Origin of the sequence: Guptibacillus sedimenti (assembly GCF_028610665.1) — a bacterium.
GTDB lineage: Bacteria > Bacillota > Bacilli > Bacillales > Guptibacillaceae > Guptibacillus > Guptibacillus sedimenti.
The window spans coordinates 517,575-530,272 of sequence record NZ_JAQQWV010000001.1 but is presented as its reverse complement, the minus strand read 5'-3'; the positions used below and the strand labels follow the sequence as shown (position 1 = coordinate 530,272).

At 43.8% G+C, this 12,698-nt stretch carries 9 protein-coding genes; 2 read left to right on the top strand and 7 right to left on the bottom strand.

All coding sequences use genetic code 11. The features are described from left to right. Positions 1 to 67: 67 nt before the first annotated feature. The 4 genes from PQ578_RS02545 to PQ578_RS02530 form a co-directional block, all read right to left on the bottom strand. Positions 68 to 2,104, bottom strand: coding sequence for an alpha-glucosidase (locus PQ578_RS02545; RefSeq protein ID WP_273832062.1), 2,037 nt, complete (start codon positions 2,102 to 2,104; stop codon positions 68 to 70). Between the two features lie 24 nt (positions 2,105 to 2,128). Then, entirely contained in the window at positions 2,129 to 3,910 is a 1,782-nt protein-coding gene (locus PQ578_RS02540) for a solute:sodium symporter family transporter (RefSeq protein ID WP_273832061.1), read from the bottom strand. Positions 3,911 to 3,924: 14 nt separating this feature from the next. Further along, on the bottom strand, positions 3,925 to 4,590 hold the full coding sequence (locus PQ578_RS02535; RefSeq protein WP_273832060.1) for a DUF4867 family protein: 666 nt from the start codon (positions 4,588 to 4,590) through the stop codon (positions 3,925 to 3,927). Positions 4,591 to 4,750: 160 nt separating this feature from the next. Further along, positions 4,751 to 6,160: a zinc ribbon domain-containing protein gene (locus PQ578_RS02530; RefSeq protein ID WP_273832059.1), complete on the bottom strand. Its 1,410-nt coding sequence runs from the start codon at positions 6,158 to 6,160 to the stop codon at positions 4,751 to 4,753. Positions 6,161 to 6,338: 178 nt separating this feature from the next. Here PQ578_RS02530 and PQ578_RS02525 point away from each other — a divergent pair, with 178 nt between their 5' ends. Both PQ578_RS02525 and PQ578_RS02520 read left to right on the top strand, forming a co-directional pair. Then, positions 6,339 to 6,821: a zinc ribbon domain-containing protein gene (locus tag PQ578_RS02525; protein ID WP_273832058.1), complete on the top strand. Its 483-nt coding sequence runs from the start codon at positions 6,339 to 6,341 to the stop codon at positions 6,819 to 6,821. Positions 6,822 to 6,827: 6 nt separating this feature from the next. Next, positions 6,828 to 8,387, top strand: a complete 1,560-nt coding sequence (locus tag PQ578_RS02520; RefSeq protein WP_273832057.1) for a zinc ribbon domain-containing protein — start codon at positions 6,828 to 6,830, stop codon at positions 8,385 to 8,387. Between the two features lie 102 nt (positions 8,388 to 8,489). Here the strand turns inward: PQ578_RS02520 and PQ578_RS02515 are convergent, their stop codons facing one another. From PQ578_RS02515 to PQ578_RS02505, 3 genes are read right to left on the bottom strand one after another with little or no spacing between them, the layout of a single operon-like run. Beyond that, complete coding sequence (locus PQ578_RS02515; RefSeq protein WP_273832056.1) at positions 8,490 to 9,569, bottom strand: M24 family metallopeptidase; 1,080 nt, start codon at positions 9,567 to 9,569, stop codon at positions 8,490 to 8,492. Beyond that, a complete protein-coding gene (galE, locus tag PQ578_RS02510; protein WP_273832055.1) occupies positions 9,566 to 10,558 on the bottom strand; it encodes a UDP-glucose 4-epimerase GalE in 993 nt (330 codons plus the stop codon). The genes PQ578_RS02515 and galE overlap by 4 nt, the downstream gene beginning before the upstream one ends. Positions 10,559 to 10,617: 59 nt before the next feature. Beyond that, a complete protein-coding gene (locus PQ578_RS02505) occupies positions 10,618 to 12,627 on the bottom strand; it encodes a beta-galactosidase (protein ID WP_273832054.1) in 2,010 nt (669 codons plus the stop codon). Between the last annotated feature and the right edge of the window lie 71 nt (positions 12,628 to 12,698).

Below are 12,698 nucleotides of genomic sequence, written 5' to 3'. Positions count from 1 at the left end.
TTACAATTACTATATCATACATTATTATGTTTTAAAATAGGTAGTAACCTTTTATTTCACTTTCTTATTAAAATGCTACTTTTTGGAAAATATCTGCATAATCCGAACGCTTGCGATAGAAAACAGGCGTTTCACCAATCGGAGCGTTCACTTCAACCTGGCCTCCACTTGTTTCCTTACCAGTCCATAAATGAACCCAGTCATCTTCAGGCAAGTACACCGACCATGTTTCTTTTCCTTCTTTATAAACCGGTGCGACCACCATCTCTGAACCTAGCATATATTGATATTGAATGTTATAAGAAGCGAGATCATGTTCATACTCCATAAACATCGGTCGTTGAATCGGAATTCCTTTTTCAGCGTTCTCTTTGCTTAACGCTTTTAGATAAGGCTTCAGTGCTGTATAAACGTTTGTCATTTTCACAAAATGCTTGAGCGTCTCTTCGTCTTGATCAAACTGGAAGCAATCATCAGGACGATTTCCCTCGTGCGTTCGCATAACAGGTGTAAATGCCGCCATATCAACCCAGCGAAGCAGTAGCTCTTTGTTTCGCTTGTTGCCATGAAGACTTGTGTAGCCACCGATATCGCTATGATGAACGCCATTTCCACTCATCCCAGCAGATAGTGCAGCTGGAATAACGGAAGCAAGACCATCGTCGAGACTCCAATCAACACTTTGATCGCCAGCCCATAACAATGGACAGTATCCCTGACTACCTGAGTAACCAGCACGCATAAAGTACACAATATCGCCCCAGCGTCCTGCTTTTTGAACGGCGTTATGATTCACTTTTGCCCACATGACGGGCCAGGCGTTGTGCATTTTGGTTGGTGGTTCTCCGCTATGAAGCTTTAAGTCTGTTGGCAAATATTCACCAAAATCAGCCATCCATCCGTCCATTCCAAAATCAATCATATTCTTTTGAATAACGTCTTCATACCATTCACACGCTGCTTCGTTTGTAAAATCAACAACGCCACAATAGAATTCACCGAAGTCAACAACATAATCACCGCCATCTAACGCCGTAGCAAGATAGCCATTGTCATAGGCTTCACGATACAAATCTCCTTCAACAGCAACATAAGGGTTGATGTACCCCATGAAGCGAATGCCTTTTTCCTTCCATTCTTTCACTTTTTGATCGAGTTCAGGATACTCATCCGGATTCCATTTCCAGTTCCACATCAAGCGTTTACCAAATGACGTCACTCGCTTACCTTGCCAGTCCTGGCACCAAACAGCGCCAATTTTCATTCCTTTTTCAATCGCGCGATCAATTTTATTTTGTACGCGTTCCGTTCCTCCCTGCATCCCGAGCCAGATTCCATCAAACGTCCAATCTGGAAGCTCTGGTTGCCGACCGAGACGAGCGGTTAGCTTTTCAACGAGATCTTTATACGTTTGCCCTGTTTCAAACAAAATCGAAGCCGGTGCTTCCCAAATGTGAAGCTCATGAAAATCGTCTCGTTGAAAATCAAAGTCAGCGAAAGCCGTCGTCTCAACATGACAGTAGTATTTATTCGTAGATACATAGGTTGGCTGCGGATAATTCGTATTGTAATAGTCGCCACCAGCTTGATCTTTCACGTCGGCTTGCCAGGTGGTATACGTTGATTTATTTCGACCGACTCCTGGTTCAGACGTCCAAAGTGGGAAGTTCTTTCCTCTTAAATTAAAATAGGAAAGCTGTTCCCCACACCCGAAAATTTTCTCATCGGCATCAGCGGCAACGCGTAACCAAAAACGATTAAACAGAGGATCTACGAGCTCAAACGATACGCGTAGACCTTCTTTGTCTTGCTTTAATACCATTATTAACAGCTCATGGTCGTGAGAAAAGTGGCGAAATCCGATGCGACACGTCTCTCCTTCATACCGTACCGTTGCATAGCGAAGAGCTACTCGTTCCACAACATAATCTTTTATTTTAAAATTTCCTCTGTACATATCAATCGTTTCTTCACCGCTACCAACGAAAATAAATGGTTGGGCTGGTGAATGACGAAACAGTAAGCGATCGTCCAGATGAACGTCAAATTCTTCTCCATTTTGCTTCACTTCAAAACTCGGTTTGATCGTTTTTGTATGCAACATGATTTCCCCCTACATTCTTATCGTTTATGCGCTTCTAAATTTCTTTTCAGCGTTAACCGCTTCTTCATGCTTCCTTGTAACAAAGCCAGAGTATTTTTTATTCCATGATTTAAGTGCAAGAAGGTAACAAATTGCTCCAGCGACAGCCGTTCCTAAGATCGCTGGCCAGAACCATCCAGAAACCATTCCACCTGCGTAGGCAAATCCAATTGGTGAGAAGAGAATGTAGACCATCACTACAAGGCTAATGAGAACAACAGATACTGGAATCGTAAACTTCCACGGCACCATGTCCACCTTTGGATTCGCTCGGAATTCATACGCTTCAGGTAGTGGACGAATACGGCCAACGACCATCATGATCGCAACCTCAATAAGGAAAAGGATGGCTGAAATATGAATAAAGTTCATCGTAATTTCAATGTTAAACAGCTGGTTTAATCCCCATACAAGCATGTAGTACGTAATCACGTGGAAAATAATTGCGATTTTCGCTCCAAGTGCAGGGATGCGTTTTGAAACAATCCCAACAAGAACAATGGCGATAATCGGGATGTTAAAGAAGCCTGTAAAGCGGCGAATCAAATCCCACAATCCATCCGGTGCGTTCATAAGCATTGGCGCAATAAAGAAAGAGACAAGCGCGAGAACGCTTCCAAAATATTTACTAACATTGATCAGCTGGCGATCTGTGGCGTTTTTGTTAATACCAGCTTTGTATACATCAAGCGCAAACATCGTTGCCGCACTGTTTAACAGTGAGTTGAAACTTGAGAACACGGCACCGAGAAGCACAGCTAAAAAGAGTCCAGACATAAACGTCGGTAGCAAATTCGACACAACCGTTGGATAAGCGAGATCCACTGGATCCATTGAGTTTCCATAGAGATGGAAAGCAATCACTCCTGGAATCATCATCATAAATGGTACGGTAAGTTTATAAAATCCAGAAAGTAGTACACCTTTTTGACCTTCTGCTAGGTTCTTCGCACCAAGCGTTCGCTGTATCACGTACTGATTCGTTCCCCAGTAGAACATATTCATAAAAATCATTCCGGTAAAAATAGTAGAAAACGGAACAGAATCTGTACTGGATCCGATCGCATTTAACTTCTCAGGATTTTCCGTTGTAATCGTTTTGATTCCTTCTAACATGTCCCCGTTTCCAAGGGCAAAAAAGCCGAGGATGGGAACAATTAAGCCAATAAAGAGAAGTCCTATTCCGTTCAACGTATCGGATACCGCTACCGCTTTTAACCCACCAAAGATGGCATAAATAGCACCGATAATTCCAATCACCCAAATGACGAGCCAGACAGACGATTCAAATGAAATTCCGAGTAGCTCTGGTACATCGAAAAGACGAAGAATCGCAAGTGCCCCAGAGTAAAGGACTGATGGAATCGTCACAAACATATACCCAAGCATGAATAGAATAACTGTGTATCTGCGAACGCTTTCATCATACCGTTTACTTAAAAACTCAGGTAAGGTTGAAAAGGCACCACCAAGATAGCGAGGTAGCAAGATAAGCGCCATAATGACGATCGCAAATGCTGCTGTCACTTCCCAGGCCATGTTGGAAAGGTTCGTTCGATAGGCTTGTCCATTCAAGCCAATTAACTGTTCGGCAGATAGGTTTGTGAGCAAAAGAGAACCTGCAATAAATCCACCCGTTAACCCTCGACCTGCGAGAAAGTAACCATCTGAGTCATTGACTGAATTCCTTGTTTTTAAGTATGAAACCCACGCGACGAGCGCCATAAAGAAGACGCATGAAACTAATGTGAATGTGATACCCGACATAAGGTTGTCCTCCTTTATCCCTTGCTGTAAGCAAGTGTTATATTTTCACCGACAATTCCGTTGTGAGCGCCAAGCGACATAAATCGTTCATGCTCTGGATGGGCAAGTAGCCATTTATTTTTCATAAAAAGGAGCGGATCATGTCCTTTTTGTGCATCTTCTAATGGCGTATTCGTTCCTTCTGGCAAAATCACCGTACATTTAAATCCTTCATCGCTCACTTTACATGGAGCAAGGTGAAGTGTTGTTTGAAACATTTCAATCGCGGTACCCTCTGGAATATAAAACGTCTTAATATTCTTCACATCGTATGTATGATTTGTAATGTCATTCGTATGTCCTAGAAGGAGCACAAAATCCGTAATGGCAACGTTAATTTCACTTCCCTTATGAAATTCAAGGCCACCTAACGCGGAATTTTTCCCGTTACAGTAACCAATCTGTACCGGCATCCCTCCATAGTAGCTGTTTTCAACGAACGCTTTAACCGACTCCGTTTCTAGCTCTTCTTTCGAAGGAACATAGTGATTTCCCTGTTCAGGAATTTCCGTTTTTTTCATCAAATTCGCCATCTGCTCATATGGAAAATCTGAAAGAACTTTCCCGTACGTTCGAAAAGCTTCAGAATCTACTGACTGCACATGTAAATGTGGATTTAGCTCGCGTAACACTTCAATCATATCCGCACCTCCGATATAAGTAGTGATGTTTATTAAAACATCATAACCTTTTATCATATTATATTGTAAACGCATTCATAATTGCAATAGTTTTTTTGAAATTATCAGTATTTTCGTACTGGGGGTCAGGCTCGAACCTGACCCCCAGTACGATACCACATTAATAGACAACAGCATCCGTTAAATCAACGTCATCCACTTCTTCTCGACTATCAATCAACCATTTCCCACCGCTTTTCACTAGTTTATAGTGAAAACCACTTGAAGTGACTTCCGTCTGCACGTTGGTTTCTCCTTGATCATGATTGGCTGAGTCCATCGTAACGAGAACATCGATTTCTGCTTTTTTTCCAGATGAATCAATAAATAGGCTGTCAAGATCAAAGGCTGCCTCCACAACCTCTCCAGTAAAAGCAGCATTATTTTCTCTGACAGACTGGAAGCGTTCCTCAAAATACGAGTGAAGCTCCGGGGTTAGGTTTGAAAAGTAATCTGTTTCAAGGTTTTCATAGGCAGAGATCCAATCATTTAAGTACGTATTAACAGCGGAAATGATCAGATCTGTTTCATCTTGATTCTGCACCACTTCTGGCTGATCAGCAGCTACTTCCTTTTCAATCACCACAGGCTCCGGTTCGCGATAGTCGATCGAAAAGAACGGAGCCTCTCCTTCAAAATGAATAGAAGGGCTTTTCACAACGCCTGCTTCAAACGTTTTCTCTGCATGCATAACAACAGATCCGTCCGTTGGATACGGACCGATTTCTCCGGTATCACCTACCGCGATGCCAGTGTCTTTTCCATTTATAAATAAGCGAGCATCTTCGTAGTTCGAATCTGGCATCACAAACGCGCCATTAACAGGCAAATCGACCTGCACCGTTTCTTTAGATGGAACGAGTTCGACCTCTGCTTCTCCACGCATCGTGTACCCTTCATTTTCTAATTTTGTTTCAAAATGATAGCTCCCTGGCAGAAATGGCCCGATTTTTTTACCATCTTCTCCAATCGTTCCGCTCTCTTCTTTATTAATGAAAAGCGTTGTTTTATTGAATTGTGTTCCTACCTCTACATAGATCGGGGGAGGAGCGATTACGTAATCCTTAAATAGATAAAAAGCCTTCCCATCTTCCATTAACGTCATTTGAAGGAGCAAGCTTTCGTTCGGTTTGATAAGCGTATGATCGCTTAAACTTCTAGCCTGTCTCTCCAAATCTTGAACAAGGAGCGTACGTTGGTCAGGGTGATCTTTCATAAACGAAACAAAACTCGCAAGTTCAGCTTCCTGTGAAAGCAATGGATTTGTGTCAGGAATGAACTTCCCGATCGCTTCGTAATCCTCTTCCAAAAGCGCATCGCGAAACCGTTCAACTGTTCGCTCAGGAGATGTTACCCATTTTAACGTTAGAAAACTACCAATCAAGACAAGGAGTATCCCTCCAATGATTGCTCCCCATAAAAGGCCTCTCGATTTGTTTAATGGCGTTTCCCTCGTTCTCGCTACTCTCTGTCCGCACTTGACGCAAAACGCTCCAGTCTCGCTCCTATTACACTGATTGCACCAATTCATCTTCCCACCTCCGCCCATTATTCCAAATCATATGGGAGAGATTCCTAATTATGCCTTCTATTCCAAACCATTTTTTATATCATGATTTAGAACTTTTATCATATCTATGAAAAGGTCGGGAAAAGCACTCGTTCTGCTCGTAACCTATGAAAAGCGAACAGCTGAAGGAGGAAAAGGCATGTCAGATCTACAAACGAAAATAGGCGGAGGCTTGTCAAAACTTCAAGATGGCCTAAACCAAGGAAAAACGAAACTCCAAACAGCACAAGAAGTTTCACAGTTAAAAAAGCATGCAAGTGATGCTGCTTCAAATCGCATGAAAGTCATCAACCAGCTTGGAGAGCTAACTTATCGCCTCCTTCGAAAAGGAGAAATCCAGCATTCTGATTTAACAGAACAAGTTGAGCGCCTTCTTCCATACGACCTGGAACTTTATCAAGCGAATCGTGCCCTCAACCAAATGAAAAAAGAATCAAGTGAACACGTTTGCGAATGTGGAGCCCCCATTCAAGTAGAGGATACGTTTTGTGGAAGCTGTGGAAGTAAAGTCCTGATAGCAGAACCCCCTCAAGTGATCGCAACGCAACCGTGTGAAATGTGTAAGGAAGAAGTACCTGAGTCTGCTCGATTCTGCGGTTGTTGCGGTTTGAAAAATGGCTAGGAGGTGGTGATCATCACGTACTGTACAACATGTGGCAACGAGGTTAGCGACAATTACTGTCCTTTCGATGGGACTTTTCAGCTTCATGCAGAGACTCCAAGCATTACTTCGGGCGCCAAACCAAAATTTTGTTCAGATTGCGGTACAGAGAATAGCATTAACGAGCAATATTGTATGCAGTGTGGTTCTTTTCAACTTCCCCTCGTCCCTTTTAAAGCGGAACGAATTCAGGAAAAGGTGGCGACGTCTCATACGATTCCTGATCTAAGCGGCATTAATAAAAGATTGGCCATACTCTGCGCCTTTCTTGCCTTTCTTGCGGTTGGCATCATGTCTTTCGTGTTATCAGAAGGGCTTCAGCAGCAAGCCGCTTCCTTTCAACAAACCCTAAATGAGCTAACCGAGGTGTGGCCGACAGAAGTCGCAAACGATTTTTATTATAACTACGGTACTGAAAACGCTTCGCTAACCGATCCCTTCTTTGGAATGACGGATTATTGGATGGCAGCACATCTTCTTAACTCTACGCTTTCCTTCGACATGACAGAAGATGGTGAGCGATTTGGAGGAGACCTTGAGCTTCAGTCTGGCCTGCTGATCCTGCTTTTACTGCCCCTTATTTCGCTACTGATCGCAGGATGTCTGTACGGGCGTAGAGCATCAGGAACGTTCCAACACTATTGGGTATCTTCGCTTTTAATCGGACTTATTTATGGCGTGCTAACGGCACTGATCGCTCTAATCGCGGGATTCCAATTCAATGCTTCCGCACAAGATAGCGGAATAGTTGCAAGTTTGGCAATCGAAAACAACTATCCGTTCATAAAAGCTTTCTTTGCTGCATTTTTCCTAGGGACAATCTTTTCGTTTATTGGTAGTTTGTATGGAAGTGCCACTATGAAACAATTAACTTCTTCTCCATTAAAAGAAAGTATAAGGACGATCCTGTTCGGAATTTCAATTTCAATCCCTGTCATGGTTCTATTACTCTATCGTTTCATGTCTGACGCGAATCCTTTTCTTAGCTTTGACGATCTTCCTGCAACCTATTTCCTAATCATCGCGTTTCAAGGAGGTTTTCTTCTATGGAATGCGCTCAACCTTTCTTCTCTTACGTTAGATATGAACATACTAGATGAGAAACTGCAGGTGATGTATTCTGCACTTGGTGGACTGAAATTTCAAACAAATGATCCTTTCTCACTCTTTAGCTTCCTATCAAGTAATCCAGGAAACTTAAAACTCTATATGATCATCGGGTTGCTCATCCCAATTGGTTTATTCCTATGGGCTGGATACAGACTACAACAGGGAGGTGTCATTCAGCTTCATCGGATTCTCGTCTTTGGTTTGCTATACGCTTTTATGATGTCTTTACTAACTGCTGGTTTAAATACTGGCTTTACATTTAAATTAGATTTCTCAGCTCGAGAATTTCAAGACATGACAGACGCACCATTTCTTTTTATTGGTTCCTCCGCCATCGCGACATTCTTCAAATGCTGGATCTTCTCAACACTTCTTGCGATTTGCGGCGCTTATTGGAAGAAACGGAAAGCGGAGTGAATGAGCGTCCGCTGTGGGTGGACTTTTGAGGTTTATTGTTTGCGAAGGGGGTCAGGCTCGAGCCTGACCCCCTTCGCTTTGACCCCCTTCCCTCACTTTCATCTACCTCACCAACACTGCATTACGCACATACGTAACCCCATCTACCTCAACATCCTGGTAAACCCATTCACCTGTATATGTCATAAATTCGAGACCCTCTTCAGTGAGGAGCACCGTGTCTTCTGACTTTACGCCAGGCAAAGAAGGATTCCATGCGTAGGCTTGATTCACGACAATCTTGTTTGGTGTATTTGGATTCGCGAGAAATTCGCGCGAATTAAATCCGGTTAAACCACCCTGATGAAGAAGTTTCCAATCTTCCGGGAAGCCTTGCTTCGCGTACTCCTCAATACCAGCTTGAATCACTTCCCCAGCCGTGGCTCCAACTTTTGTAGCATGATTCATCACGCTATCAATCCTTGCAACCGCAGCGCTATGCTGACGCAATTCGTCTGGTAAGTCGCCAAAATACACGAGTCGTGTAACGTTTGCGACAAGGCCCGCTTCTTCCGCACAAATGACAATCATCGCATGACGTTCAAGCTTTTTCTCAGTTGGAATTGGGTGGCGATAGCGATAGATCCGCTCATCTGTCGCAACGAGAAGCACCTGAATCGACATCCCACCTGCAAGTATTTTCGCTGCAAGATGCGCTTCAATTTCTTTTTCCGTTTGACCAGGCTCAATTTCACGGCACGTCTCTTCTACCGCTTTTGCAGCTTTTTGACAGAGATTACGGTACCGTTCACGCTCATCTGCTGTTAAAATGGAGCGATATTTCCCAAGCTCTTCATCAACCACATCCCAGTCTGCATAAGGCATATCAGCTGCCATCTGCAGTCCAGATGTTACCGATTCAATTAAATCCTCAGCTGGTTTGTACCAATCATCAGACAGCACTTCAAAAGAAAACGACAGATCGGCACATTCTTCTTCCACAATACGCCGCTCTTCCATTTTCGACGTAACAAGATACGCCTGTTCACGCGTGATAATCCAGTCAGCCACACCTGCTTCCATCGTCTGAACGATGTAATTCTTATTCCCGCCTGTAATCCAAGAGAAATTGTTCCGCCTTCTAAGTAAGACGCCATCATATCCCTGTTCTTCTAAAAATAAACGTACCTTTTCAATACTCATGACTGATCTCCATACCCTTCAGGATGATTTTGATGCCAGCTCCACGCGTGCGCCACAATTTGCGAAAGCTCTGGATAGACCGGCTTCCACCCAAGTTCATTCATCGCTTTGGAAGAAGAAGCAATTAACGTTGCTGGATCTCCAGCGCGACGCGGCGCTACTTCTGCTTCAATGGATTTCTCCGTCACGCTACGACACGTATCAATCACTTCTTTCACCGTAAATCCTTTGCCATTGCCAAGGTTATAAATGCCGCTCTCGTTCGTTTCTTTCATCTTTTTCAACGCAAGGTAATGAGCCTGTGCAAGGTCAAGCACATGAATATAATCACGGACACACGTGCCATCTTTCGTATCATAATCATCACCGAAAATCGATACTTTCTCACGCTGACCAAGCGCCGCCTGAAGGACGATTGGAATGAGATGCGATTCCGGTTGATGATCTTCCCCAATTTTCCCTTCTGGATCGGCACCAGCTGCATTAAAGTAGCGAAGCGACGTTGATTTTAAGCCGTAAGCATCGTCACACCAGCGCAGCATCTTTTCAATCGCAAGCTTCGTTTCTCCATATGGATTCGTTGGATTTGTCACGTCATCTTCCTCAATCGGCGTTCGCTCTGGATTTCCGTAGGTTGCAGCCGTCGATGAGAACACGATGTATTTCACATCATGTTCAACGAGTTTTGATACAAGTGCATGGGAACCCGCTACGTTGTTTCGATAGTATTCAAGCGGATTTGTCACGCTTTCTCCAACAAGTGAACTCGCAGCAAAGTGAATGACAGAATCGATCTCGTGATCGGCAAAAATTTGATCAATCACTTTTCCATCTGTTAAATCTCCTTGATACAAAGGAACATTAAGCACAGCTTGTTCATGTCCTTTTGTTAAATTATCAAGCACGACAACATCTTCATTCTGCTCTTGTAAATACATAACCGTATGGCTCCCGATATATCCGGCACCACCAGTGACTAAAATCGCCATGTTTTTCCCTCCAATTAAAGCATTAATCGTCGAATACGATCGATATTTCCCGGAAAATACTAGTTAAGCTTCAGCACATAGGAACCAAGCGGCGCAACTGTCATTTCTCCTCGGTATTCCTCGTGTGAAACGGCATCGTTCCACGTACCGTCTGGAAGCTTGAGCGTACCATCATGATCAGTCGAATGGTTTACAACGGATAAAAATATCGCTCCATCTTTTCCAGTACGCGTAACTGCTTCTACGTTTTCACTTGAACGAATCGTCGTTACATCCGTTGCTTTGAAAACTTCTGCATATAGAGCATCCATCATCTCTTCTTCAAGAGCCGATCCAATGTAGTATACCGTTCCTTTTCCATACTGGTTTTTCGTAATTGCCGCGGTTGTTTCATAGAAGCAGCCGCGATATTCAGCAAGTACTTCCGCTGTTGTTGGCTCAACCAGATCACACCAGATGGAAGCGACAGAGTTCACACCTTTAAGCGCTCCCTGAACGCCTTCAACCTCATTGTTTTGACCAAGCTGAAGCGATTCATATTCATTAATTTCAACACCCGCGAGCTCACGTAGTGCGCCTGGAAGCGTATCTTCTACGACAAAATTGTTCTGTTCTTTCACCCCTGCGCGATAAGAAAGAATCACGGTGCCACCTTGCTCCGCAAAGTGGGAGATTTTCTCATTCACTGCTGGATCGGTTAGGAAATAAACCGGTACAACAAGCACTTTATATCCGTCAAGATTGCTTTCTTTTGTTACGATGTCCGTCATCGCGTTCATGCGATGGGCAGGACTGTAGAAACGAAGGAACTCTTGCTTGTATTCAAACGCATTGCTTTGTGGCTGAATGCCCCACGCCCAGGCGTTTTCGACATCATAATAAACCGCGACATCCGCACGATATTTCGATGCAATCCAGTCATCTCCAAACACGCTCAGTGAATCGATCACTTCTTTTACTTCATTGTATTTGCGCTTTGGTTTTCCATCATGGTCAAGAACCCCGTGGCAAAACTCTTCCGTTCCAAAACGAGCGGCGCGCCAGCGGAAGTACACAATCGCTTCAGCACCGCGAGCAATCGCTTGATACGTCCAAAGCTTAATATGACCCGGACGTGGCAAGTAACCGATGCGGCTCCAACCTTGCGCTCCCGAAAGTTCTTCCATCACCCAGAAACCTTTCCCGTCTTTTGAAGAACGACACAAATCATGCTGATGCGCAATTGCAGCTGGCGCAATTGGCTCAGGTAAGCCGCCCCACACCGGATAGTTATCGAACGAAATAAAATCAAGCTCTTTTGACATATCCCACTGATTAATGGCCTGATCGGTGTACACAAAGTTATGCGTAATCCATTGATCAGAGCGAATATGCTTTCGAAGAAGATCGGTTTGCAGCTTATTGTAAGATGTATACGCATCCGCACAGAAACGATCAAAATCGAGAAGCAAGCTTGGATTATGCTCCTGGAACACTTTACGTGGGACAGGAATTTGTGACCAAGCTGTATACGTTTGGCTCCAGAAGACGGTACCCCACGCTTCGTTTAACGCATCTAGCGTTTTATATTTTTGCTGTAGCCACACTTGAAACGCCTGCTGATCGACATCGCCATAGCTACGATCCGATTTTTCATGACCATATTCATTGTCTACTTGCCAACCGATAATCCCTTCATGCTGACCGTAGCGCTTCGCCATTTCTTCTACAATTTTCGCTGAAAACTGACGGTACACTTCGCTGTTTACTGTATAGTGACGCCTTGCTCCAAAGGAAATAACCGTACCATTCGGATCGACAGGTAAAATTTCTGGATATTTTTCACACATCCAAGCAGGTGGTGTTGCTGTCGGTGTTCCAAGCACCACCTTGATCCCATTCTTCGTCATCAAGTCAATCGCCTCGTCATAAAGTGCGAAATCATACGTCCCTTCCTCAGGCTCCATCAGCTGCCAACCGAATTCAGCGATGCGAACAACATTCACACCAAGTTCTTTCATTAATCGCACGTCTTCTGTCCAGCGCTCTTTCGGCCACTGTTCCGGGTAATAATCGACACCTACATACATTGTGTTAGCTCCTTTTGCCGTTTTGTAGTTTAGATTCAATGTGAAAAGAAGCTCGCCAGAATCGGCAAGCT